Source organism: Streptomyces sp. B3I8 (assembly GCF_030816915.1).
Lineage (GTDB): Bacteria > Actinomycetota > Actinomycetes > Streptomycetales > Streptomycetaceae > Streptomyces.
Map to the genome: position 1 here is coordinate 7,095,641 of NZ_JAUSYN010000002.1, position 23,276 is coordinate 7,118,916.

Here is a 23,276-nt window from a genome sequence, read left to right on the forward strand (position 1 = left end):
CGGAGCACCCTTCACCCCAGCGCCTGCTCGGCCCAGATGACCTTCCCCTCCCGTACGTACCGCGTGCCCCACCGCGTCGCCACCTGGGCGACCAGGAACAGTCCCCGCCCGCCCTCGTCCGTCGTCGCCGCGTACCGCAGGTGCGGTGACGTCCCGCTCGCGTCGAACACCTCGCATATCAGGCTCCGGTCCCGCAGCATCCGCACCCGGATCGGACCGCTGCCGTAGCGGATCGCGTTGGTCACCAGCTCGCTCAGGATCAGTTCCGTCGCGAAGACCAGCTCGTCCAGCCCCCACTCGGCCAGCCGCCGCGACACCTGCGCGCGCACCACGCCGACCGCCGCCGGATCGGACGGCACCTCCCACTCCGCCACGTCGTCCGCGCCGAGCGCCCGCGTACGGGCCACGATCAGGGCCACGTCGTCGTTCTGGCCGGCCGGCAGCAGGGTCTCCAGCACGGACCGGCAGACGGCGTCCACGGACTGGTCACCGGCCGCGGCCAGCGCCCGGCGCAGCGCCTCCAGGCCGACGTCGATGTCCCGCTCCCTGCTCTCCACCAGGCCGTCCGTGTACAGCACCAGGCGGCTGCCCTCGGCCAGCTCCACCTCGGCCGTCTCGAAGGGCAGACCACCCAGGCCCAGCGGGGGACCGGCCGGCACATCGGGGAAGACGACCTCGCCGTCCGGACCGGCCACGGCCGGCGGCGGATGCCCCGCCCGCGCCATAGTGCAGATCCGCGAGACCGGGTCGTAGATCGCGTACAGGCAGGTCGCGCCGGTGATCGCGGCGGTGTCGTCCTGCGCCTCGTCCTGGTCGATGCGGTCGACGAGCTCGTCCAGGTAGGCGAGGATCTCGTCCGGCGGCAGGTCGAGCGCCGAGAAGTTCCGCACCGCCGTGCGCAGCCGCCCCATGGTGGCGGCGGCGTGCAGCCCGTGCCCGACCACGTCACCGACGACGACGGCGACCCGGGCCCCCGACAGCGGCAGCACGTCGAACCAGTCGCCGCCCACCCCCGCCTGCGCCGGGAGGTAGCGGTAGGCGAGGTCCAGGGCGCTCTGGTCGGGGAGGTTGCGCGGCAGCAGACTGCGCTGGAGCGTCACGGCCATCGTGTGCTCGCGGGTGTAGCGGCGCGCGTTGTCGATGGAGACCGCCGCCCGCGCGACGAGCTCCTCGGCGAGGACCAGCTCCTCCTGGTCGAACGGCTCAGGCCGCTCCGAGCGCCAGAAGTTGACCAGACCCATCACCAGCGGGCCCACCCGCACCGGCACGGTGATCAGCGAGTGGATGCCCTGCTCCATCACCTGCGCGGACCGCTCCAGATCCTGGGCCTGCCAGTCGGGGGCCCGGGACAGGTCCGGTACGAGGAGCGCCGTGCCGGTGCTCAGGCTGCGCGCCTGCGGGGAACTCGGGACGAACGTGATGCGCTCGCCCACCGGGTACAGCGGCGCGTCCTTACGGAGGCCGCTGAGCGCCGAGCGGCGCAGGGTGCTGGCCGGCTTCGGCTCCTGACCCTCCAGCACCTCGGGGGAGAGGTCCACGGTGACGAAGTCGGCGAAACGCGGCACGGCCGTCTCCGCCAACTCCTCGGCGGTACGGGTGACGTCCAGGGTGGCGCCGATCCCGACCCCGGCGTCGTACAGCAGCCGCAGCCGCTCGCGTGCCACCTCGGCCCTGCCGGAGAGCGCCCGCAGCTCGGTGGTGTCGCGCAGCGTGGCGACGCTGCCGAAGGGGCCGCCGCGCAACTGGGTGGGCCGCTGGCTGACCGCCAGCAACCGGCCCTCGACCAGGTGCACCTCGTCCGTGGCCATCCGACGGGACGCCAGAAGATCGGCCATGTCCTGGGCGAGGCCGAGCTCGCCCACCCGCAGGCCCTCGGCCGCGTCCGGCAGATCCAGCAGCCGGTGCGCCTCGTCGTTGGCGAGGACCAGCCGCCCGCCGCCGTCGACGATGACCACACCCTCGCGCACCGCGTGCAGCACCGCGTCGTGATGCTCGTACATCCGCGTCATCTCGGCCGGGCCCAGACCGTGCGTCTGGTGCTGCAACCGGCGGCTCACCAGTGCCGTGCCCGCCGTGGCCAGGGCCATCGCGACACCCGCGGCGCCCAGCAGGAGGGGGAGTTGCCGATCGGCGGCGCCGCCGATGTTGTCGGTGGTGACGCCCGCCGACACCAGCCCCTGCACCGAACCGTCGGGCGCCTCGACGGGGACGACGGCCTGCACCAGCCTGCCGATCGTGCCGTCGATCTCCTCGGTGACGGGTCGTCCGGCCAGCGCGGGGGCGACCGTGCCGACGAACTTCTTCCCGATGCGGTCCGGCTTGGGGTGCGTGAAGCGGATCGCGTCGGTGTTCATGACGACGACGAAGTCCACGTGCGCCCTCTTGCGCACCGCCTCCGCCCTTGGCTGCAGCACCTTGGTGGGGTTCGCGCTGTGCAGCGCCTGGAGGGTGCCGGGCGCGTTGGCGAAGGTCTCGGCGACGGCGAGCGAGCGGTTGCGCGCCTCCTGGGTGGTGTCATGACGCACCTGCAGCACCAGCGCCACCACCGAGGCGACGATCAGCAGCATGACGATCACGGCCTGGAGGACGAACACCTGTCCGGCGACGCTGCGGCCGCTGACCGCCGCCCACAGCCTGGCGAGCGGCCGCCGACGGCGGGGGCGGGCGGGGGACGGCGGTGCATGCCCGTCCGCGCGACCGGCACGCGAGGCGCCGACGCGGCGGGGCGGCTGAGCCCGAGATCGACCCGGCAGTCGGACCATGCCCCATGTCTACACTGCGCACCGCCCCGAGGCGAGGCCCACCCCGTCCCGGGGGTGCGCTCCTTCCCGATCCCTCTCCGACATTCCCGAGAACTACTCATTGCCGTAACGGCAAAGTTGTTTGCCCGCGGTGCCGACGGGGCCGCACGCTTCCCCAGGGCGCCGGACCGGCTCGGCGCCGCACCCCGCTTCCGACGCGCAGTCACTCAGGAGGGCCCATGCACCCCGACCCCGCCAGCGACCCCGCCGCCTTCTGGGAGGCCCGATACCGGGACAACGGGCGGGTCTGGAGCGGTCGCCCCAACACCCCGCTCGTCCAGCAGACGGAGGGACTGCGACCCGGCCGCGCCCTCGACCTCGGCTGCGGCGAGGGCGCCGACGCCGTCTGGCTCGCCTCCCGCGGCTGGCAGGTCACCGGCGTCGACATCTCGCCCACCGCCCTCGCCCGCGCCGCCGCGCACGCCGCCGAGGCCGGCGTCGGTGACCGCACCACGTGGGAGCGGCACGAACTGGGCAGGTCCTTCCCAAAGGGCACCTTCGACCTGGTCAACGCGGAATACCTGCAGTCCCCGGTCGCGCTGGACCAGGACGGGGCCCTGCGCCGGGCCGCCGACGCACTCGCCCCCGGCGGCACCCTGCTGATCGTGATGCACGCCGGGTGGCCGTCGTGGCAGGAGGAGCCGCCGTTCGAGGCGGAGTTCCCCACGCTCGACGGGCTGCTCCAGCGGCTGGCACTGCCGGAGGAGGAGTGGGTGCTCGAGACGAAGGAGACACTCCGCAGGCCGAGTCCCTCCCCGGACGGGGTGCGCGGATACCGTGAGGACCATGTGTGGCGGCTGCGCCGGGTGGGAGGGGGGTCGGGCTCGGGAGCCTGAGGCGGGGCCGTCGGCCCCGAGCGCCGAGCCTGGCGGCAACCCGTCCCGGGCCGCGCTCGCCCCGCCCAACGTCCTGGGAGAGCGAGGCCGGCCGGGACGCAGGACGCCCGGCCAGCCCTCAGTCACTCGGTCAGGGCGATGTACTTCTCCTCGAGGAACTCCAGAATCCCCTCCGAGCTGCCCTCGCGGCCGAGGCCGCTCTGCTTGACGCCTCCGAACGGCGCTGCCGGGTCGCTCACCACGCCCCTGTTGACAGCGACCATGCCGGCTTCGAGCCGCCGGGCAACGGCCATGGCGGCCCGCTCCTCGCCGAAGACGTAGGCCATGAGCCCGTAGACCGTGTCGTTGGCCATGCGTACGGCGTCGTCGACGTCGTCGTAGCGGACCACCGCCGTGACCGGTCCGAAGATCTCGGTCACGTTGATCTGCGACCCGTGCTCGACGTCGGTCAGGAGGGTCGCGTCGTAGAAGGCGCCCGTGGCCGAGGGTTTTCCGCCGCGCACGAGGGTGGCGCCGCTCGCGACCGCGTCGTCGACGAGGGCAGCGACCTTGTCGCGCTCTGCGACGGAGACCAGGGCTCCGAGGTGGTGGGAGCGGTCCAGGCCCGGGCCGACCACCATCTCGGCCAGGGCGGCGTCCATGCGGGCGACGAACTCGTCGTGGAGTGAGGTGTGTACGTAGAACCTGTTCGCGGCGGTGCAGGCCGAGCCGCCGTTGCGCATCTTCGCCTGCAGGGCCCCGGCGACCGTGAGGTCGAGGTCCGCGCCGGGCAGGACGATGACCGGGGCGTTGCCGCCGAGCTCCATCGATGTGCTGACGACGCTGTCGGCGCAGGCGTGCAGCAGGGTCCGGCCCACCTCGGTCGACCCGGTGAACGATACCTTCCGCACCTCGGCGCGATCGATCATCTGCTGCACCAGTGGACCTGTCGGCACCGGTGTGACCAGGTTGACCACCCCGCGCGGGACGCCCACTCGACGCAGCGCCTCCACGACGTACGCCGCCGTCAGGGGCGTCTCGCGCGCGGGCTTGAGGATCGTCGTGCACCCGGCGGCGAGGGCCGGAGCGAGCTTGCGGGTCGCCATCGCGGCCGGGAAGTTCCATGGGGTGATCAGCAGCGAGACCCCGACCGGCTGCCGGTCGACGACGATCCGCTTGTCGCCGGACGGCGAGCGCCGGTATTCGCCCGGAATCCGCACCGCTTCTTCCGCGAACCACCGGAAGAACTCGGTGGCGTAGCGCGCCTCGCCGACGGCGTCGGCCCAGGCCTTGCCGTTCTCCCGCACGATCAGGGTCGCAAGGTGCTCCTCCTCCGCGGTGAGCAGCTCGTACGCGGCACGGAGGAGTTCACCGCGCTCCCGTGGTGCGGTCGCCGCCCAGTCGTCCAGCGCGGCGGCTGCCGCGTCGACGGCGTCGTGGCAGTCCCGCTCGGTCGCGATGGCGAACGCGGCGATCGTGGAGAGGTCAGCGGGGTCGACCACATCGAACCGGCCGCCGTCGGCGCCGGCGCGCCACGTGCCGTCGATGAACAGGTCGGCATGCACCGGGGGGAGGCCGGGTGGGGGAGGGCTGGGCAAGGTCATGCGAGGGTCTCCTTCTTCAGGGTTCCGGCCAGGGCACGTCCGAGGAGGTCGAGCAGCAGCTCGTGGGTCGGCTCGACCGGCGCGATCGCCAGCAGTCGCTGCGACTTCTGGGCGAGTCCGGCGATCTGCGGCAACTGGTCTCGCGAGATGCCGATCTCGGTGAGCGAACCGGGTACCCCGATGGCGTGGTTGATCTCGACGATCCTGCGGATGGTCCGCTCGGCGGACGCCTCCTGGGCGGGCAGCCCTTCAAGAGCGGCGCCGAGGCGGGCGATCCGATCGGCGATGTCCGGCTCGGTCCGCATCACGTCCAGGGCGTAGGGGAGCAGCAGCCCGGTACCGAGCCCGTGCGGTGTGCTGGTCATGGCCCCGATCGGGTACTGCAGGGCATGGCACAGATGAGTGCCGGTCGAGCCGAAGGCGATGCCGGCGAGGAGCGCGCCGCGGGCGACCTCCTCGCGCGCCCTGCGGTCCGCGGGCGTGTGCACGGCGGGCGACAGCCACGGCCCCAGGTGCGCCGCGGCCTGTAGGGCCACCGATTCCGCCAGGGCGTTACGGCCGGTGAACACCGGCACCGTGGAAGCCCAGTCCGGGTCGAGGGGGCGGGCGGTGAACGACTCCACCGCGTGTACCAGTGCGTCGATGCCCGAGTACGCGGTCACGGTGGCGGGCGCCCCGAGGGTGAGCTCAGGGTCGACGACAGCCGCGGCCGGTACAAGGAACGGACTGGAGACGCCTACCTTGAGTTCGCGTTCGGGGTCGGACACGACGGCGACGGGAGTCACCTCCGAGCCGGTGCCGGCCGTGGTCGGGACCGCCACGATCGGGAGGACGGGGCCGGGGACGAGGTTCTCCCCGTAGTAGCGGCTCAACGGGCCGCCATGGGTCGCGAGGAGCGCCACCACCTTCGCCGCGTCCAGGGCACTGCCGCCGCCGATCGCGAGGATGACGTCCGCACCGTACGTGCGGGCGAGTTCGGCCGCGCCGTCGAGGGTGGCGACCGGAAGCTCGGGGGTGATGTCGGAGTGCACCCGCACGGTGAGGCCCGCCGTCTCGAGCCCGGTGACGATATCGGCGAGGTGTCGCGAGCCCCGGAGAAACGGGTCGACGACCGCGAGCACTCGTCGGCCATGGACGGCGACGACCTCGGCCAGCTGGGCACGGGTACCGTAGCCGAAATGCACACGTGCGGGGAGACGGAGTGTTCCGGTGAGCTCAGGCATGGGTCAGCCATTCTCTGCCGCCGGCGCTGCCGGCCCTGGATGCCGTGTCGGCCGCCCCGTTGACCGCCGGTTCCACCGCCAACCGGGCGGCGCCGCCGAGCAGGCCGGCATCGTTGTTCAACATGGTGTGGTGGAAGCCTGCACGGGCGAAGATCTCCACGACCTCCCTCGCGGGCAGCGTGCCCCAGGTCCCGAGCGCTGGTCCGTCGTGCTCGGCGTGGGCTGCGCGCAGGAGGCGTCTTTGATGCCGGGGGGTGCTCATGTCGCCGGGTAGTCCTCGGCGTTGAGCACCCAGCCCGAGGCGGAGAAGTCCTCGCGGGGTGGCGAGAAGATGTCGATGAGCTGCTGATGCTCACCGACCCCCTGGGTGGTGTGGACGGTCGGCGGCGGGATCACGCAGATCGATGGGCTGCCGACCTCGAGGCTCTCGTCGGCCCGCCACTGGGTCGAGTCCGGTCCCCACGGGTAGCGGATGTGGTGGACGAATCGGCCCTTCACCGCCAGCGAGATCTGCTCGAAGTCGTCGTGGTGGTGCGGCGACAGCTTGTGTGCGTCGCGTGGTTGCGGTTCCTCGGCGAGGAAGTTGACCATCAGGTTCGTCGTACGGAAGATCCGTCCGAACCGGCCCTCGGTGATCGGGGTCTCTGCCAGCCGGTAGACGCGGAGCGCGAACCCGTCGACCGGGTCGGGCCAGGGAGAAAGGGGAGTGACCCGCTCGTCGGGCTCGGCGTAGACCTCGGAGTTCACGGCGCGTTCGGCGAGGTCCTCGGCCCGGTGGGAGAACAGCCGGATGAGCGCACCGTCCCCCTCGACACGGATCTCGCTGTCGCCGGGAGGCACCACCACGAGGGCTTCCTCGTCGAGCGTCGCTGACGTCCCACCGCCCGTCACCGTGACCGGGGCGCTGTCGGAGTACAGAAGCACGGCGTACTCGTCGGGCTGACCGGACCGGGTGAAGACATCGCCGGCCCGGGCGTCGGTCCAGGCGATGACGAGGTTCGCCGCCCGGGCGACCCACGTCCGGCTGCCGTTCGGGCCGACCTCGGTGGGCGGATGGGAACGGAACTCGATCCGCTGCGCCGACCGGATCGGCGTGCTCGGATCCACTGTTCTGGCCGGGGTGGCCGTGGACAGCTGGGACCGGATGTCGTCGGCGGCATAGGTACTCATATGCGCTTACTCCCTTCGGTGGAGGCTCCGGCGCCGCGCAGCGCGAGCAGGGCGCGCGCATCGGCCGGGGTGGCGATCTGCTTGCCGAGGTCCTCGATCACGGCGCGGATCTTGTGGACCTGCTGGGCGTTGCTCTCCGCGAGCCGGCCCTTGCCGATCCACAGACTGTCCTCGAGGCCGACCCGGACATGTCCGCCCAGCCAGGCGCTGTGGGTGCCGAACTGGATCTGGTCGCGCCCGGCGGCGAACGCGGAGAACGAGTAGTCGTCACCGAACAGCCGGTCGGCCACCCTGACCATGTGCTCGAGGTTGTCGTGGTCGGCACCGATCCCGCCGAGGATGCCGAAGACGCCCTGGATCAGCAGCGGCGGCCTGGCCAGTCCCTTCTCGACGAAGTGGGCGAGTGAGTAGAGGTGCCCGATGTCGTAGCACTCGTACTCGAAGCGGGTGCCCAGTTCCCCCAGGGCCCGCAGTGTCTCCTCGATCTTGTCGAAGGTGTTCACGAAGGGCTGGCTGTACGTGTTGAGGACGTAGGGCCTCTCCCAGTCGTGCCTCCACTCCGTGACCCTGTCGGCGATACCGGAGTAGACGAAGTTCATCGAGCCCATGTTCATCGAGGCGAGCTCGGGCCGGACCCGGATGGCGCCGGCCAGGCGTTGCTCCAGCGTCATGGCCGTCGAGCCGCCGGTGGTGATGTTGATGACCGCGTCGGTCCGGTCCGTGATGCGTCCGACGATCTCCTCGAATATCTCGGGCTCGTACGCGGGGCGGCCGTCGGGGTGACGTGCGTGCAGGTGCACGATCGCCGAGCCCGCCTCGACCGCACCGATCGCGCTGTCCGCCACCTCTTCGGCGGACAGCGGGAGATACGGGCTCTGCGAGGGCACGTTCACGGATCCGGTGACGGCCGTGCTGATGATGACCTTCTCGGCGACCTTCATCAGGCGGTCTCCTCCAGGCCCAGCAGGAAGGCGGTGTTGCGGCAGATCATCTGACGCACGTCCTGCGCGGAGACACCGTGGTCGAGCAGCTGCTGCACGATGTACAGATAGGCGTCCACCGGGAGGGGGTTGCCCTTCTGGCCCAGGTCGGAGTTGATGACCGTTCGCTCGGGGCCGACCTTCTCGATCCAGTTGACGAGCCGCTCGATCGTGAAGTCGGGCGCCGGGACGTCCGGGTGATACATCGAGAGCTCGTGCTCCACGTAGGCGCCGTACCCCACCATCTCCTCGATGTCGGTGTCGGAGGCGTTGACGATGAAGTCGGGGTGGTGCAACAGGATGCGGCGGACCCCGTTGGCGGCGGCGGTCTTGAAGTAGGCCTTCATCGACTCGGCGTCCAGGTGCCCGCCGGTGAGCATGATGCCGGCCTCCGCGACCAGTTTGGTGACGAGGTGAGTCTGCTCCGACACCTCGCCGGAGTCGTCGAAGACCGAGACCTCCTCCTCGTAGAGGTTGCCCGCCGCGGAGGGGAATCCGTCGTCGTGGCTGTGGGCATCGATGTGCTGGGCCGCGGAGACCGTGGGCCCCCAGACGCAGCGGCCGCCCATGTTGATGGCGACCGCGACCGCGGAGGGGTTGATCCCGCCGACCTCGGAGTTGAGCGCGACCCCGCCGTACATCGGGGTGGGTGCCTCGGCGAGCTGGGTCCTCATCGCCAGCAGGTCCATCACGGTGTTGTGGTGATGGGACTTGCACAGGATCGCCCGCATGTTGATGCGCGCCCCGTCGTGGGAGGCCTCCACATGGTCGAACCGGCGCGGGAACGGGCTGGGCCCGGAGTGGCAGTGCAGATCCACGACACCGTCCAGGACCTCGAGCAGTGCGGGAGTCGGTTCCACCGTGACGGTCATTCCCTCTCCTATGTTCAGGATGCGTAATCGAGATTCAGATTACGCACACGCACTTCTGGGTGTCAACGAACGACTTGCCCACCAATGGGGTCGCCCAGATCGCTTGTCACCGAGGTCTTGTTCAGATTGCGAAGCCTGTGCTTGCATTGCGAACGTTCCGAGGGTCGACGGCGGGGCGCCTGTCCGTGGGGCCGGCGGCGGGGCGCCGATCTCGGCCCTCCATATCCAGGAAGGACCACATGAGCATCGAGGTGCGTCGATCGAACGCGGCGCCATCCGGCGAGACGGAGCGAGGCGGGATCCAGTCGATCGACCGCGCCGCGAACGTGCTGGCGCTGCTCGACCAGGACACCCGCAGCCTGACTCCCGCGGTGGTGGCCGAACGACTCGGGCTCAACCGCACCACCGCACACCGTTACCTGCAGTCACTCCAGACCGCCGGATTCCTCAGCACGACGTACGGTCCGGGGCCGCTGCTCGACCAACTCTCGGCCCTGGTGTCGGAGCGCCAGCAGATACTGACCCTCGCGCCCGCAGTCCTGCGCCAGCTCTCCGACAGCACCGACCTCACGACGGTGCTCAGCTTCCTCGGGCGTACCGGGGCGGTGGTGACGCTGGTCGAGGAGGCGCACCGCGGCACGATCATCCTCACTGTCAGGGTCGGCACCGTGCTCGAACCGAAGGCGGCCCAGACCCGGGCGCTGCTCGCGTTCGCGACCGACCCGGCAGCCGTCACCCGGGGGCACGCCGTACTCGGTCCCGCCGAGGCCGCCCTGGAGCGCGAGGCGCTGACGGCGGTACGCCGCCAGGGCATCGCCTGGGCGGAACTCCACGGGCAAGGGCTGGCCTCCGTGGCGGCGCCGGTGTTCGTGGGCAATGAGGCCTCCGCCGCGATGGCACTGATCGGAACGAGCACCATGCTCCAGCCCTTGGAGCGTTCCGCCCGGCGCGTGCAGGAGCTCGAAGAAGCAGCACAGACGCTCGGAACCATGGTTTCGGGCTAGGACAGGAGACGATGTCGATGACGACATGGATGAAACGACAACACTTGAACCCGCTCTGGCTGCTGATGGTGCCGGCCGTGGGCCTGCTCGCGGCGATCCTGCTGTTTCCTCTGGCGCAGAGCTTCGTCCGCAGTCTCGGCGAGCCCACCTGGACCCTTCGGCACTACCAGAACCTGTTCACCGACGGTGTCACACTGCGGGTGCTCGGGCGTACGGCATCGATCTCCGCGGTCGTGACGGTGGTGACGCTCCTGTGCGGCTATCCCTACGCCTACGTGATGACCCGGGTCGGACCGGGGATGCGCGGGCTGCTGCTGGTCCTCGTGCTGATCCCGTTCTGGACCTCCGTGATGGCCCGCAACTTCGCGTGGATCCTCATCCTCCAGCGTGACGGGCCGGTGGACTCCTTCTTCGGTCTGTTCGGCCACAGCGTGGTCTTCTACGGAACGGGCACCGGCGTCACCATCTCGATGAGCCAGGTGATGCTGCCGTTCATGGTGCTGCCCCTTTACAGCGCCCTGAGCGGGATCGACCGGCGGCTGCTACTGGCCGCCCGCGGTCTCGGGTCGCACCCGATCAAGGCATTCTGGAAGGTCTACTGGCCGCTGTCGCGCGGCGGCGTCGTGGCCGGCGTGGTCCTGGTGTTCACCCTGGCACTCGGCTTCTACGTCACCCCGGCCCTGCTCGGCTCGCCCCAGCAGTCGCTGGTCGCCCAGCTGCTCGCGACGCGCACGACCCAGCTCCTGGACTTCGCCGGTGCCGGTGCGCTGGGGATGATCGTCCTCGCGGTCACCCTCGCACTCGTGGCCCTGGCCTACCGGGTGGGGGGCAACGTCTCCGCCATCGGCATCGTCCCGACCACCTCCGCCGAGGAGGAGGAATGACACTGCAACCCGCCCAGAGCCCAGCTGCCATGAAAGAGCCGGCGACGCTCCCGCCGGCACAGTCCCCCTCGGCGACACGGCGCAGCCGCGGGCGCGCCCGCGGGATCGACCCGATCCCCTGGTGGCTGAAGCTCGTCGTCGCTCTCGTCGCGGTCTACCTGATCCTGCCGACGGTGTTCGTCATCCCGATGAGCTTCGGCTCGACCCGGTCGTTCGCCTTCCCGCCGAAGAACCTCAGCCTCGACCTCTACCGCAACTTCTTCACCGACCCGGACTGGCTGACCTCGCTGCGCAACTCGGTGGTGGTCGGGCTGCTGGCCGCCCTCATCGCGACCATCGTCGGCACCGCCGCGGCCGTAGGCCTGCACCACCTTCAGGGCAAGCCGGCGCGGATCCTGCGGGCGTTGCTCATGATTCCGCTGGTGACGCCCGCGATCGTCGTCGCGGTCGCCGTCTACATCTCGTTCCTCAAATGGCACCTCGTCGGGACCGTGCAGGGCTACGTGCTCGCCCATGCCGCCATCGGCGTCCCCTTCGTCCTGGTGGCGGTGACCAGCGCCCTCAGCGGTTTCGACTCCACCCTCGTGCGCGCCTCCGCGTCGCTGGGAGCGTCGCCGCTCAGGACGTTCGGCCGGGTCACGATGCCGCTCATCGGCAAAGGCATCCTCAGCGGCGCCGTCTTCGCCTTCGTGACGTCGTTCGACGAGGTCGTCATCGCCCTGTTCCTGCGCGATCCGACATTCCAGACGATGCCCGTGCAGATGTACAACAGCGTCACCTACGAGATCGACCCCACCATGGCCGCGGCATCCAGCCTCGTGGTGGTCGTGGTGACCGTCGTCTGCCTCGTCCTGCAGTACCTGGGCAGCCGAACCAAGACGCGATAGGAGATCGCATGCCCACCACCCACGCCACGACGCCCACCCCCGAGGCCGCCGCGGAGGCGGTCAACAACCGGTCGGGGACCCGGATCCGGCTCACCGACGTCAGTAAGGACTTCGGTCTCCCCGAGCCCGCGGTCGACACCATCTCGCTGACGATCGAGCCGGGAGAGTTCATGACACTGCTGGGGCCGAGCGGCTCCGGCAAGACCACGACGCTCAACCTCATAGCGGGCTTCGAGACCCTCACCACGGGGTCGATCATGTTCAACGGCGGTGACGTCAGCGCACTGCCCCCGCACAAGCGCAATCTGGGAATGCTGTTCCAGAACTACGCGCTCTTCCCCCATCTGACCGTGGCGCAGAACGTCGCCTACCCCCTGCGCGAACGCCGACTGCCCAAAGCGCGGATCACCGAGAAGGTCGGCCAGGTACTCGAACTGGTGCAACTCACCGGACGCGACAAGCACTACCCCTCCCAGCTCTCCGGTGGGCAGCAGCAGCGTGTGGCGCTCGCCCGCGCCATCGTCTTCGACCCCAACGCACTGCTCCTCGACGAGCCGCTCGGAGCGCTGGACCGCAACCTGCGCGGCACCCTGCAGCAAGAGATTCAGCGCATCCACCGTGAGCTCGGGTCGACGTTCGTGTTCGTCACACACGATCAGGAGGAGGCGATGAACCTCTCCGACCGGATCGCGCTGTTCAACAAGGGACGTCTCGAGCAGGTGGGCACCCCCGAGGCGCTCTACGCGACACCCGAGACGTTGTTCACCGCCCGCTTCCTGGGCGACTCCAACGTCTTCGACATCGCGGACGCGAAAGGTGTCACGTCGGGGAGCGCGGTGGCCTGGGAGGGCCGCACCCTGGCGGTCGAGGCCGGCACGGTGTCGCCGCGGGTCACCGCCGGGGAACCGGCCGCACTCGTGGTCCGCCCGGAGGACATGCGGATCGCCACCACGCCGGACGAGGTGCCGTCCGGGGCCAACCATGTCTCCGCCACTGTGCGCCAGCTCGACTACCTGGGCTCCTACCGCACCGCCGTACTCTCCCTCGGAGGCGGGGGGACCGTGGGACGCGCCCGGCTGGCGCCCCAGGAGGGCGGTCTGCGGGAGGGCCAGGCGGTGACCGCCTGGTGGCATGTCGACCGGCAGCGTGTGGTGGCTCGCTGAGGCACTCGCTTCGTTCACGATACGAACAGCCAGTGCACATCACGCAAGAAAAGGCGCTCCGACCTCTTGTCGGGGTCGCCGCACAGGTCCTAGCGTTCGAAATGTGAAGTCGGAATCTACATTCTGAACACATTGAAGCGAGCCGTGACAGAAAGAAGTGACCCTGATGGCAAGCAAGAGAGTTCTCGGGATTCTCAGCACACTCGTCTGCGCCTCACTGCTGGCCGCCTGCGCGGGCGGTGAGTCCGAGGGCTCCGGCAAGAAGGGCGACGGAAAGCTGACCTTCGTCGCCTACGGCGGCGACGGCCAGAAGACGATGGAGGAGGCCTGGCAGAAGCCGTACATGAAGAAGAACCCGGGCGTCAGCTTCGTCAACACCTCGCCGACCGACGTCGCACAGGTCAAGGCGCAGGTCCAAAGCGGCCAGGTGAAGTGGGACGTCATCGCCACCTCGCCGGCTGCCGCCGAGCAGAACTGCGGGACGCTGTTCGAACCGCTCGAGATCACCGGCGTCAAGCGCAGCGAACTCGTCGAGCAGTCGATAGGGAAGTGCTACACCGGCAACTTCATCAACGCCACGCCGATCGCCTACCGCACCAAGGCATTCCCCGACCCCGCCAAGGCGCCCAAGACCGTGGCGGACTTCTTCGACACCAAGAAGTTCCCCGGCAAGCGAGGGCTGGTCAACAACCTGCAGAACGGCATCCTCGAGTACCCGTTGCTGGCCGACGGAGTGTCGCCCGGCAACCTCTATCCCCTCGATGTCGACCGCTCGCTCAAGAAGCTCGACACAATTCGCGATCAGACCACTTTCGCGCCCAACGTCGGTGCGCTCCAGCAGGCGGTCGGGGCCGGCCAGGTCGACATCTTCGCGTTGCCCGACTCGCGCATCACTCCGCTCCTGCAGGACGGCGTCGACATCACCGTGGTCTGGGACGTGACGGTCACCTCCATCAACGGCTTCGCCGTACCGAAGGGGTCGCCGGAGAAGAAGAACGCCGAGAAGTTCATGGCCTGGGTGCTCGGTCCCGAGGCCTCGGCCAACATCTCCCAGGCGCTCGGCACCGCGCCGATCAACAAGGCCGCGAAGCCGAACCTCTCCAAGGAGGCCAAGCAGGTCGAGGTGTACGGCCCGGCGAACACCGGCAAGACAGTCCTCCAGGACATCGACTGGTATGCCAAGAACTTCAACGATGTGACCACGAAGTTGCAGAACTGGCTGGCCGGATGACGTTCCTCGTCGCGCTGCGAGCCCCGGGCCGGGATGTCCTCCCTGCGAACAGCCGTCCGTACAGGGCGGACAGCGCCCCGGACGGGGCACTCGCCCCGGGCCTCCCTCCGCGGACGGTGAGGGCCGGCGGCGAGAACCGGTCCGAGCCGGACCACGGGCCCGTCGCTGCCGCGCCTCGACGGCAGCGACCGGCACCCCCCAGCCGGAGAGCCACGGCTGCCGGAGGCCCCGTCCCGACGGCGAGGTGGCCGAGGTGCGCCGTGAGGAGTACGGCGTGGTGAGCCCGAAGGTCCTGCCGCTCGTGGCGGCAGGACCGGCCTTCGGTGAGAAGGGGCATCGGGCCACGGTGACATTCCTGGGAGCCGGCGACACCGTCTCGGCTCCGGTGCACGAGAAACCGCGGGAGACCGCACACGCGATCAGTGGCGCGAACGGAGCGCCGCCGGAGGCCGACCTATGACCAAGCCGACATACGACCAGCTCGTGAACGCCCAGCCCCCGTACTCGGCCTGGGACGTCTTCGGACGCGACGACGAGCTGGGCACGATCAACTGGCTGACCCCCGAACGGGTCGCCGCGGCGGCCACGTTGATCCGCACGGGCGAGAGGTTCAACCTCGACCACACGGTGAACGCCTTCGAGCCGTACCCCACCGGGACGCGGCCGGCCACCGAGCACCACGTGTTCGCCAACAACGAGTTCCACCGCGACGACTGGCTCGACTCCTTCTACCTGCAGTCCACCTCGCAGATCGACGCACTGCGGCACATCGGGCACCCGCGGCACGGGTTCTACAACGGACTGTCGGCGGAGGACAACTCCGAGGACACGACTCGGCTGGGCATCCACCGCTGGGCACAGGCCGGCATCGCCGGACGGGGCGTGCTGCTGGACGTGCCTCGCTACTTCGCGGCCGAAGGCCGTGAGTACGACGTCGAGTCGACCGTGCTGATCGACGCCGACACCCTCGACGCGATCGCGGCATACCAGGGCGTCGACTGGCGCGGCGGCGACCTGTTGCTGCTGCGCACCGGCTGGGCGGAGAACTACGTCGCGAAGTCGACCGAGGAGCGCATCGAGTTCAACGCGCGCAACAAGTCACCCGGTCTGGCACAGAGGGAAGCGACGCTGCGCTGGCTGTGGGACCACGAGATCGCGCTCGTCGCCAGTGACACTCCCGGCGTCGAGGCGGACCCGGTCGTCGAGTCCGACTTCCGCGTGCCCGGCGAGCGGCCACCGGAGCACGGTGTCGACCACAGCGGGATGCTGCACCGGCCGCTCATCGCTCTGCTGGGCATGGCGATGGGGGAACTGTGGAAGCTCGACGAACTCGCCGAGTACTGCCTCCGCGAGCGGCGCTACGAGTTCTTCCTGACCTGTAAGCCGCTCAACATCATCGGCGGGGTCGGGTCCCCGCCCAACGCACTGGCGATCGCCTGAGTCCCCCGTCGAACGCAGTCGAGAGAGAGATATGAACGACTTCGAGAACGACATCGTCATCGTCACCGGAGCGAGCACCGGGATCGGCGCCGCGACCGCGCGGCTGCTGGGCTCCTCCGGAGCGCGAGTGGTGGTGAACTACAACCGCTCGAAGGACCAGGCGGAGGGCGTCGTGAAGGACGTCAAGGAGGCCGGCGGTGACGCCATCGCCGTCCAGGCCGACATGGGCTCGGAGGCCGACGTCCTCCGGCTCTTCGAAACGACCGACGAGGCCTTCGGGCCGGTCACCGCACTGGTCAACAACGCCGGCGTGAACGGGCCTCGGCACCGCGCCGCCGACGAGTACGAGTGGCAGGAGACGATGGATCTGCTGGCGGTCAACACGGTGGGCGTGCTGATCGCCTGCCGGGAGGCCATCAAGCGGATGTCGACCAAGCACGGCGGCAACGGCGGCACCATCGTCAACGTCTCCTCCATCGGTGCCCTGACCGGCTCGCCCGGCCGGTTCATCCACTACGCCGGCTCGAAGGCGGCCGTCGACACCATGACCAAGGGACTCGCCGTCGAGGTCGCGCGCGACGGCATCCGAGTGAACTCCGTCCGGCCCGGGATGGTGGACACCCCCATCCATGCCAAGACCGGCCAGGCCGACCGGATCGCCGAGTTCGCCGCACAGAACCCTCTCGGCCGCGCTGGTCTCCCGGAGGAAGTCGCCGAGGCCATCGCATGGTTGCTCTCCGGGAAGTCCTCTCTCGTGACCGGCGCGGTGCTCGACGTGATGGGCGCGCAGCGCTGACCGTCCCGTCCGGGCGCCGCCGGCAGGGCGTGGCCGCGCTCTCGGCTCGCCCGGGGCCGGCCGTGCAGCAGTGCGGCGATCCGGGAGGCGCCGCAGGCCGGATCGCGCAGCAGGTCGCGGAGGGCGAGCGCGTCCTCGCGCGCGGGCTCGACGGGATCCCGGAGGCCTCCAGGTACAACACTCCCGTCGCGGCGGCCACGGCCAGGTCGGAGCGCTCCAGCCCGCACCAGCGCCGCGCATACGGCACCTGGTTGAGGGGCGGTCGCCGCCCGCGCGACGCTCGCCGAGGCATTCGCCCACTTCATGCCGTCGCGCTGCGAACCGTGCCGCGCCGCCGGCGAAGGTGGTCCGCCGATATCGCGACGGCAGAGGGACGTCGGCACCACCCCCAGCGCCTCGGCACAGGCCGAGCCGACTCGGAGGATCCGGGCCGAACCGGCGAGCCGGCCCTGACGCCCTCACCAATCCCTGGAAGGACAGTATGAGATCGAAGGTGTTCGATTCTCCCGCAGCCGCAGTCGCGGACATCGTCGACGGATCGTCGCTCGCGGTCGGAGGGTTCGGCCTGTGCGGTATTCCGTCAGAGTTGATCGGTGGCCTCGCCATGAGCGGAGTGACCCGGCTCGAAGTGTTCTCCAACAACTGCGGCGTCGACGACTGCGGTCTGGGCGTACTGTTGTCGGCCGGCCAGATCCGCCGGGTCACCGCGTCGTACGTGGGCGAGAACAAGGAGTTCGCGCGCCAGTACCTGTCGGGTGAGCTCGAGGTGGAGCTGACCCCGCAGGGCACGCTGGCCGAACGCTTGCGTGCGGGCGGTGCCGGGATCCCCGCCTTCTACACACCGGCCGGTATCGGCACCATGGTGTCCGAGGGCGGCCTGCCATGGCGGTACAACGCAGACGGCTCGATCGCAGTGGCGTCGCCGCCCAAGGAGACCCGCGAGTTCGGTGACCGGAGCTACGTTCTCGAAGAGTCGATCACGGCGGATTTCGCACTCGTCCACGCCGAGGTCGGCGACGCCGAGGGCAATCTCGTGTTCGCCAAGACCGCCATGAACTTCAACCCGCTTGTCGCCATGGCCGGCCGGGTCACCATCGCCCAGGTCGAGAAGCTCGTCGAACCCGGCGAACTCGATCCGGCGCAGGTACACCTGCCGGGGGTGTTCGTGCAGCGAGTGGTACGCGTGGGCGCGGTGGACAAGCGAATCGAGAAGCGGACGGTGTCGGCATGAGTTGGTCACGTGAACAGATGGCTGCGCGCGCCGCAGCCGAGATGATCGACGGCGAGTACGTCAATCTGGGGATCGGACTGCCGACCTTGATCCCCAACTACCTGCCCGCAGGGGTCCGGGTGGTGCTTCACTCGGAGAACGGGATACTCGGCACCGGCCCGTACCCGACCGTGGACCACGTCGATCCCGACTTGATCAACGCCGGCAAGGAAACGGTGACGGTGAACCCCGGTGCGGCTTTCTTCGATTCGGCGTTGTCGTTCGGCATGATCCGCGGTGGTCACATCGACACCGCGGTTCTCGGTGGCATGCAGGTTTCCCGGAACGGTGACCTTGCCAACTGGATGGTGCCGGGCAAGATGGTCAAGGGCATGGGGGGCGCCATGGATCTGGTGCACGGCGCCCGGCGCGTCATCGTGGTCATGGAACACACGGACCGTCACGGCAATCCCAAGCTCGTCGACGAGTGCTCCCTGCCGCTCACGGGCCGGGCGGTGGTGCAACACGTCATCACCGACCTCGGCGTGATCGACGTCCGGGGCGGCGCACTCGTGCTGCGCGAACTCGCCCCCGACGTCACCGTGGAGGAGGTGCGGGCCGCTACCGGCGTCGGCCTGCTCGTCGAGTCGGCCGGATAGCCGGCCACGGTCCAGTTCCAGGCAGACCTTGGGGGTGAGCAGTCCCGCGAACGCGGCGAACTCAAGTGTGGGACGGCCGCGGCCGACGTCGGCCTCGTTGTCCCAGACCAGCGTCTCGGGGGGACGGCGACCCGCTCGGAGGCCGTTCTACCATGTCCGAAACGGAGTTGCCGCGGGCGATCCGCAAGGCCAACAGGTCACCTACGCGGGAGGCCAGGGCGTGGAGCGGGGCGCGTTGCGGCGCGGGCCGGCGCCCCGCGACGTAACGTGCAGTCGCACGGCCCACCTGACCCCACCCCGGCCCCTCCCGACCACCAGAAGGCGCAGACCAATGACCACCACACCCACCGTCGCCGTCCTCGGTACCGGCATCATGGGCGCGCCCATGGCGCGCAACCTCGCCAGGTCCGGGCTCGCCGTGCGGGCCTGGAACCGTACGCGGGACAAGGCGGAACCCCTGACGGCGGACGGCGTCACGGTCACCGACACCCCCGCCGAGGCCGTCACCGGCGCCGACGTCGTCCTCACCATGCTCTACGACGGCCCCGCCACCCTCGACGTCATGCGGCAGGCCGCCGACGCGCTGCGCCCCGGCACCGCGTGGGTACAGTCGACAACGGCGGGCATCGAGGGGATCGACGACCTCGCGGCCTTCGCCCGCGTCCACGGCCTCGTCTTCTTCGACGCCCCCGTGCTCGGCACCCGTCAGCCCGCCGAGGCCGGACAGCTCCTCGTCCTCGCGGCCGGCCCCGAGGCGCACCGCCCGGCCGTGGCCCCCGTCTTCGACGCCGTCGGCGCCCGGACCGTGTGGACCGGGGAGGACGGTGCGGCCGGCACCGCCACCCGGCTGAAGCTGGTCGCCAACAGCTGGGTCCTCGCGGCCACCAGCGCCGCCGGCGAGGTGCTCGCCCTGGCCCAGGCGCTCGGCGTCGACCCGGCGCATTTCTTCGACGCCATCGGCGGCGGTGCCCTCGACCTGCCCTACCTGCGGGCCAAGGCCGACCTCGTGCTGAACGACCGGCTCTCGCCCGCCCAGTTCGCCGTGGCGACGGCCGCCAAGGACGCCCGGCTGATCGTGCGGGCCGGGGAGCGGGGCGGTGTCCGCCTCGACGTCGCCGCCGCGAGCGCCGCGCGCATGGAGCGTGCCGCCGCGCAGGGGCACGGCGACGAGGACATGGCCGCCGCCTACTACGCCAGCTTCGAGCAGCCGCCCGCGCCCGAGGGAGCCTGACCTCTCTCGACACCTCCGGGCGGACCTGCCCCGCTCCCGCGTGGCCACCGATTCGCATGCTGATGGCACATACATTTAGTGTCGGTCCGAGCAAGCAGAGAAGCATGCGGGAAACCAGCAGAACCGTGTGTCCGCCCGGAGGAGCAGTCCCCTTGTCCAGCAGTCTCTTCACGCCGTACACCCTGCGGGGCGTCACCTTCCCCAACCGGGCATGGATGGCCCCGATGTGCCAGTACAGCGCCCCCGCCGAGGGAGCCGGCACCGGCGCCCCCACCGACTGGCACCTGCAGCACTACGGTGCCCGGGCGGTGGGCGGTCCCGGGCTCATCCTGGTCGAGGCCACCGGTGTGGTGCCCGAGGGCCGCATCTCCCCGTACGACCTGGGCATCTGGAACGACACCCAGGTCGAGGCGCACCGCCGGATCACCTCCTTCCTCAGCGAGCACGGCGTGGTGCCGGGCATCCAGCTCGCGCACGCTGGCCGAAAGGCCAGCACCGACGCGGAGTTCTACAGCGGCGCCCCGCTGACGCCCGACCGTCTCGGCTGGCGGCCCGTCGCGCCGAGCGGACTCCCCTTCGACGAGGGGCACCCGGTGCCGCACGAACTGGCCGCCGAGGAGGTCCGGGGCGTCGTCGACGGCTTCGTCGCCGCCGCCCGCCGGGCCGTCGAGGCCGGCTACCGGGTCCTGGAGGTGCACGCCGCGCACGGTTACCTCCTCCACGAGTTCCTCTCCCCGCTCTCCAACCACCGCGGGGACGACTACGGCGGCTCCTTCGAGAACCGCGCCCGCCTCGCCGTGGAGATCGCCGACGCCGTCCGCGCGGCCGTCCCCGAGGAGACTCCCCTCTTCCTCCGGGTGTCGGCCACCGACTGGGTCGAGCCGGAGGGCTGGACGGCGGACGACACCGTACGGCTGGCCGCGCTGCTCAAGGAGCACGGCGTGGACCTGCTGCACGTCTCCACCGGCGGCAACGTGCCGCACGCCCGCATCCCCGCCCAGCCCGGCTACCAGGTCCCCTTCGCGGCCCGGGTACGCCGGGAGGCGGGGCTGCCGACCGCCGCCGTCGGCCTGATCACCGACCCCGAGCAGGCCGAGAAGATCCTCGCCGACGGAGAGGCGGACGCGGTGGCGCTCGGGCGCGAGCTGCTGCTCAACCCGTACTGGCCGCGCCAGGCCGCCCGCGCCCTGGGCGAGGAGCACCCCTTCCCGCCCCAGTACGGGCGGGCCGAGCGCGCCCGCCGGGCGAGCGTCTGACGGCACGCGCGGCGACACGTCACGCGCCCACGGAGGTCCCGCGAGGAACCCCGTTCCCGAGGGGCGTTGAGGGGACGGCAAGCGGCTCCCGCTATGTTCCTCCCCAAGCGCACGGGGGATCCCCTGCTCCCCCTTGGGCGTGCGTGCGAACATTCGGAGCCGACGTGCAGACGACAGACGAACGGACCGGGGTGGCGGGGGGATCGCCCGCGCGACCCGGGCCATCCGCGCCACCCGGTCCGGCCGAAGACGCCCCCGGCCGCGGCCTGCCCCCGTACTGGGCGCTGTGGCTGCTCGCGGCGGCCGTCCTGCCCGGCACGGCGCTGTTCGTCGCCGTGCGCGGCGTGGACGCGCCCGCCGTGCAGGCGTGGCGGACCGTGTGCCTGGCGATCACCGTGCAGGCGCTGCCGTTCCTCCTGCTCGGCACCGCCCTGTCCGGCGCCATCAACGCCTTCGTACCCGCCCGGGTGTTCGGCCGACTGCTGCCGAAGCGGCCCGCGCTGGCGGTGCCGGTCGCGGGGGTCGCGGGGGTCGTCCTGCCCGGCTGCGAATGCGCGTCGGTGCCGGTCGCGGGCAGTCTGATCGGCCGGGGCGTGGCCCCGGCCGCCGCGTTCACGTTCCTGCTCTCCGCGCCCGCGATCAACCCGGTCGTCCTCACCGCCACCGCGATCGCCTTCCCGGGCAGCCCCCTGATGGTGCTGGCCCGGCTCCTCGCCTCCCTCGTCACCGCCTCCGTCATGGGCTGGCTCTGGCTCCTGCTGGGCCGCACGGAGTGGCTGCGACCGGCGGTGCGGCACACCGGGCACCGGCCGGGGCACAGCCGCTTCACCGAGTTCCGGCTCGGCTTCCAGCACGACTTCCTGCACGCGGGCGGCTTCCTCGTCCTCGGCGCGATGGCCGCGGCCACCTTCAACGTGACCGTCCCGCGTTCGCTGCTCGACGCGTTCACCGGCTCGCCCTGGCTGTCGGTCCTGTTCCTCGCCGCCCTCGCGATCCTGCTCGCGGTGTGTTCCGAGGCCGACGCGTTCCTCGCCGCCTCGCTCACCGGGTTCCCGCCGGTGGCGCGGCTGGCGTTCATGGTGGTCGGCCCCATGGTCGACCTGAAGCTGATCGCCCTTCAGGCGGGCACGTTCGGCCGGGCCTTCGCGGTCCGCTTCTCCGCCGCCACGACGGTCGTCGCCGTCGTGTCCAGCGCGCTGATCGGAGGCGTCCTGCTGTGAACCGGCCCGCGCAGGTGACGCTCCTCGTCCTCGGCGGCCTCGGCCTGCTGCACACGTCGCTCTTCACCGATCTGTGCCTGCGCTACGTGCGGCCGGGGATGCGCCCGCTGCTCATCGCGTCGGGTGTGCTGCTGCTCGTGCTCGGGGTGGCGGAGGCGTGGTCGCGCCGGACCCCGCGGGAGACGCCGGACAGTCACGCACACCAGGAACAGCGACACGGCCAGGGACACAGGCAGGGCCACGACGACGGCCACGGCCACGACCATTCCTCCGTCCCCCGCGTCGCCTGGCTGCTGTTCCTGCCCGCGCTGAGCCTGCTGTTCTGGGCCCCGCCCGCCCTCGGCGCGTTCACCGCCGCCCGGCAGCCGCCCAAGCAGGTATCCGAACAGGACCACTTCGACCCGCTGCCCGCCACCTCGCCGCTGCCGATCACCCTCACCGACTTCACCCGCCGGGTACGCCAGGACCGTACGCGGGCGGTCGAGGGCCGCACCGTGGAGATGACCGGCCTCGTCACACCCGTCCCCAAGGGCGACCGGGCCGGCGGGGACTGGGATCTGACCCGCATCATCATCTCGTGCTGTGCGGCCGACGCGCAGTCGGTGAAGGTGCGCGTCCACCGGACTCCCGCCCCGCCCGCGGACACCTGGGTGAGGGTCACCGGCACCTGGCACCGGGACGGCACCCTCGGTACCTCCACCGCCGACGTCGCGCTCGACGCCCGTACGGTCACGAAGGTGCCCCGCCCGGTCAACGGCTATCAGGACGCCCTGCCCCTCACCCCGTCGCGCTGAGCCGCCCCCTCACCCCTCGCGCCGAGCGGTCGCCCG

At 70.7% G+C, this 23,276-nt stretch carries 21 protein-coding genes and 1 pseudogene; 14 read left to right on the forward strand and 8 right to left on the reverse strand.

Annotation, left to right across the window (positions count from 1 at the left end):
- Window positions 1-11: 11 nt before the first annotated feature.
- Window positions 12-2,762: a SpoIIE family protein phosphatase/ATP-binding protein gene (locus QFZ64_RS33270; protein ID WP_307071189.1), complete on the reverse strand. Its 2,751-nt coding sequence runs from the start codon at window positions 2,760-2,762 to the stop codon at window positions 12-14.
- Between the two features lie 218 nt (window positions 2,763-2,980).
- Between QFZ64_RS33270 and QFZ64_RS33275 the strand changes: the two genes are divergently transcribed.
- Window positions 2,981-3,637: a bifunctional 2-polyprenyl-6-hydroxyphenol methylase/3-demethylubiquinol 3-O-methyltransferase UbiG gene (locus QFZ64_RS33275; RefSeq protein WP_307071190.1), complete on the forward strand. Its 657-nt coding sequence runs from the start codon at window positions 2,981-2,983 to the stop codon at window positions 3,635-3,637.
- A 122-nt stretch (window positions 3,638-3,759) separates the two neighbouring features.
- Here the strand turns inward: QFZ64_RS33275 and QFZ64_RS33280 are convergent, their stop codons facing one another.
- From QFZ64_RS33280 to QFZ64_RS33305, 6 genes are read right to left on the reverse strand one after another with little or no spacing between them, the layout of a single operon-like run.
- Window positions 3,760-5,220, reverse strand: a complete 1,461-nt coding sequence (locus tag QFZ64_RS33280; RefSeq protein WP_307071191.1) for an NAD-dependent succinate-semialdehyde dehydrogenase — start codon at window positions 5,218-5,220, stop codon at window positions 3,760-3,762.
- A complete protein-coding gene (locus QFZ64_RS33285; RefSeq protein ID WP_307071192.1) occupies window positions 5,217-6,443 on the reverse strand; it encodes an iron-containing alcohol dehydrogenase in 1,227 nt (408 codons plus the stop codon). Before QFZ64_RS33285 ends, QFZ64_RS33280 begins: the two co-directional genes overlap by 4 nt.
- Complete coding sequence (locus QFZ64_RS33290) at window positions 6,436-6,705, reverse strand: hypothetical protein (RefSeq protein WP_307071193.1); 270 nt, start codon at window positions 6,703-6,705, stop codon at window positions 6,436-6,438. The genes QFZ64_RS33285 and QFZ64_RS33290 overlap by 8 nt, the downstream gene beginning before the upstream one ends.
- Window positions 6,702-7,613 (reverse strand): hypothetical protein, encoded by a 912-nt coding sequence (locus QFZ64_RS33295; protein ID WP_307071194.1) that lies wholly within the window; start codon window positions 7,611-7,613, stop codon window positions 6,702-6,704. The genes QFZ64_RS33290 and QFZ64_RS33295 overlap by 4 nt, the downstream gene beginning before the upstream one ends.
- Window positions 7,610-8,554, reverse strand: coding sequence for a 3-keto-5-aminohexanoate cleavage protein (locus tag QFZ64_RS33300; RefSeq protein ID WP_307071195.1), 945 nt, complete (start codon window positions 8,552-8,554; stop codon window positions 7,610-7,612). Before QFZ64_RS33300 ends, QFZ64_RS33295 begins: the two co-directional genes overlap by 4 nt.
- Window positions 8,554-9,465 carry a DUF6282 family protein gene (locus QFZ64_RS33305; RefSeq protein ID WP_307071196.1) on the reverse strand — a complete coding sequence of 304 codons (912 nt, stop codon included), beginning with the start codon at window positions 9,463-9,465 and terminating at the stop codon, window positions 8,554-8,556. The genes QFZ64_RS33300 and QFZ64_RS33305 overlap by 1 nt, the downstream gene beginning before the upstream one ends.
- A gap of 239 nt (window positions 9,466-9,704) precedes the next feature.
- Here QFZ64_RS33305 and QFZ64_RS33310 point away from each other — a divergent pair, with 239 nt between their 5' ends.
- From QFZ64_RS33310 to QFZ64_RS33340, 7 genes are all read left to right on the forward strand, one after another.
- A complete protein-coding gene (locus QFZ64_RS33310; RefSeq protein ID WP_307071197.1) occupies window positions 9,705-10,469 on the forward strand; it encodes an IclR family transcriptional regulator in 765 nt (254 codons plus the stop codon).
- A 17-nt stretch (window positions 10,470-10,486) separates the two neighbouring features.
- On the forward strand, window positions 10,487-11,353 hold the full coding sequence (locus tag QFZ64_RS33315; protein ID WP_307071198.1) for an ABC transporter permease: 867 nt from the start codon (window positions 10,487-10,489) through the stop codon (window positions 11,351-11,353).
- The gene (locus QFZ64_RS33320) at window positions 11,350-12,240 is read left to right on the forward strand and encodes an ABC transporter permease (RefSeq protein WP_307071199.1); all 891 of its coding nucleotides are present in this window, start codon (window positions 11,350-11,352) and stop codon (window positions 12,238-12,240) included. The genes QFZ64_RS33315 and QFZ64_RS33320 overlap by 4 nt, the downstream gene beginning before the upstream one ends.
- 8 nt (window positions 12,241-12,248) lie before the next feature.
- Window positions 12,249-13,403, forward strand: a complete 1,155-nt coding sequence (locus QFZ64_RS33325) for an ABC transporter ATP-binding protein (RefSeq protein ID WP_307071200.1) — start codon at window positions 12,249-12,251, stop codon at window positions 13,401-13,403.
- Between the two features lie 166 nt (window positions 13,404-13,569).
- The gene (locus QFZ64_RS33330) at window positions 13,570-14,634 is read left to right on the forward strand and encodes an extracellular solute-binding protein (protein WP_307071201.1); all 1,065 of its coding nucleotides are present in this window, start codon (window positions 13,570-13,572) and stop codon (window positions 14,632-14,634) included.
- A 456-nt stretch (window positions 14,635-15,090) separates the two neighbouring features.
- Window positions 15,091-16,074 carry a cyclase family protein gene (locus QFZ64_RS33335; RefSeq protein ID WP_307071202.1) on the forward strand — a complete coding sequence of 328 codons (984 nt, stop codon included), beginning with the start codon at window positions 15,091-15,093 and terminating at the stop codon, window positions 16,072-16,074.
- A gap of 31 nt (window positions 16,075-16,105) precedes the next feature.
- Window positions 16,106-16,870 carry an SDR family oxidoreductase gene (locus QFZ64_RS33340; RefSeq protein ID WP_307071203.1) on the forward strand — a complete coding sequence of 255 codons (765 nt, stop codon included), beginning with the start codon at window positions 16,106-16,108 and terminating at the stop codon, window positions 16,868-16,870.
- Between the two features lie 44 nt (window positions 16,871-16,914).
- On the opposite strand, the pseudogene QFZ64_RS33345 reads toward QFZ64_RS33340, so the two are convergent.
- A pseudogene (locus QFZ64_RS33345) lies at window positions 16,915-17,105 on the reverse strand (fic family toxin-antitoxin system, toxin component); the annotation flags it as partial.
- 246 nt (window positions 17,106-17,351) lie between these two features.
- Between QFZ64_RS33345 and QFZ64_RS33350 the strand changes: the two are divergent.
- From QFZ64_RS33350 to QFZ64_RS33375, 6 genes are all read left to right on the forward strand, one after another.
- Window positions 17,352-18,101, forward strand: coding sequence for a CoA transferase subunit A (locus QFZ64_RS33350; RefSeq protein ID WP_307071204.1), 750 nt, complete (start codon window positions 17,352-17,354; stop codon window positions 18,099-18,101).
- The gene (locus tag QFZ64_RS33355; protein WP_307071205.1) at window positions 18,098-18,739 is read left to right on the forward strand and encodes a CoA transferase subunit B; all 642 of its coding nucleotides are present in this window, start codon (window positions 18,098-18,100) and stop codon (window positions 18,737-18,739) included. Before QFZ64_RS33350 ends, QFZ64_RS33355 begins: the two co-directional genes overlap by 4 nt.
- A gap of 331 nt (window positions 18,740-19,070) precedes the next feature.
- Window positions 19,071-19,970, forward strand: a complete 900-nt coding sequence (locus tag QFZ64_RS33360) for an NAD(P)-dependent oxidoreductase (protein ID WP_307071206.1) — start codon at window positions 19,071-19,073, stop codon at window positions 19,968-19,970.
- Window positions 19,971-20,122: 152 nt separating this feature from the next.
- Window positions 20,123-21,226: an NADH:flavin oxidoreductase/NADH oxidase gene (locus QFZ64_RS33365; protein WP_373430710.1), complete on the forward strand. Its 1,104-nt coding sequence runs from the start codon at window positions 20,123-20,125 to the stop codon at window positions 21,224-21,226.
- A gap of 164 nt (window positions 21,227-21,390) precedes the next feature.
- Entirely contained in the window at window positions 21,391-22,446 is a 1,056-nt protein-coding gene (locus tag QFZ64_RS33370) for a permease (RefSeq protein WP_373430711.1), read from the forward strand.
- Window positions 22,443-23,240, forward strand: a complete 798-nt coding sequence (locus QFZ64_RS33375) for a TIGR03943 family protein (RefSeq protein WP_307071208.1) — start codon at window positions 22,443-22,445, stop codon at window positions 23,238-23,240. Before QFZ64_RS33370 ends, QFZ64_RS33375 begins: the two co-directional genes overlap by 4 nt.
- The last annotated feature ends 36 nt before the right edge of the window (window positions 23,241-23,276 follow it).

Coding starts and splice junctions, on each gene's coding strand:
- QFZ64_RS33290 (WP_307071193.1), bottom strand. CDS start 6,705: ATGAGCACCCCCCGGCATCAAAGACGCCTCCTGCGCGCAGCCCACGCC.
- QFZ64_RS33335 (WP_307071202.1), top strand. CDS start 15,091: ATGACCAAGCCGACATACGACCAGCTCGTGAACGCCCAGCCCCCGTAC.
- QFZ64_RS33270 (WP_307071189.1), bottom strand. CDS start 2,762: ATGGTCCGACTGCCGGGTCGATCTCGGGCTCAGCCGCCCCGCCGCGTC.
- QFZ64_RS33300 (WP_307071195.1), bottom strand. CDS start 8,554: ATGAAGGTCGCCGAGAAGGTCATCATCAGCACGGCCGTCACCGGATCC.
- QFZ64_RS33315 (WP_307071198.1), top strand. CDS start 10,487: ATGACGACATGGATGAAACGACAACACTTGAACCCGCTCTGGCTGCTG.
- QFZ64_RS33310 (WP_307071197.1), top strand. CDS start 9,705: ATGAGCATCGAGGTGCGTCGATCGAACGCGGCGCCATCCGGCGAGACG.
- QFZ64_RS33295 (WP_307071194.1), bottom strand. CDS start 7,613: ATGAGTACCTATGCCGCCGACGACATCCGGTCCCAGCTGTCCACGGCC.
- QFZ64_RS33325 (WP_307071200.1), top strand. CDS start 12,249: ATGCCCACCACCCACGCCACGACGCCCACCCCCGAGGCCGCCGCGGAG.
- QFZ64_RS33275 (WP_307071190.1), top strand. CDS start 2,981: ATGCACCCCGACCCCGCCAGCGACCCCGCCGCCTTCTGGGAGGCCCGA.
- QFZ64_RS33285 (WP_307071192.1), bottom strand. CDS start 6,443: ATGCCTGAGCTCACCGGAACACTCCGTCTCCCCGCACGTGTGCATTTC.
- QFZ64_RS33355 (WP_307071205.1), top strand. CDS start 18,098: ATGAGTTGGTCACGTGAACAGATGGCTGCGCGCGCCGCAGCCGAGATG.
- QFZ64_RS33350 (WP_307071204.1), top strand. CDS start 17,352: ATGAGATCGAAGGTGTTCGATTCTCCCGCAGCCGCAGTCGCGGACATC.
- QFZ64_RS33280 (WP_307071191.1), bottom strand. CDS start 5,220: ATGACCTTGCCCAGCCCTCCCCCACCCGGCCTCCCCCCGGTGCATGCC.
- QFZ64_RS33360 (WP_307071206.1), top strand. CDS start 19,071: ATGACCACCACACCCACCGTCGCCGTCCTCGGTACCGGCATCATGGGC.
- QFZ64_RS33320 (WP_307071199.1), top strand. CDS start 11,350: ATGACACTGCAACCCGCCCAGAGCCCAGCTGCCATGAAAGAGCCGGCG.
- QFZ64_RS33305 (WP_307071196.1), bottom strand. CDS start 9,465: ATGACCGTCACGGTGGAACCGACTCCCGCACTGCTCGAGGTCCTGGAC.
- QFZ64_RS33330 (WP_307071201.1), top strand. CDS start 13,570: ATGGCAAGCAAGAGAGTTCTCGGGATTCTCAGCACACTCGTCTGCGCC.
- QFZ64_RS33340 (WP_307071203.1), top strand. CDS start 16,106: ATGAACGACTTCGAGAACGACATCGTCATCGTCACCGGAGCGAGCACC.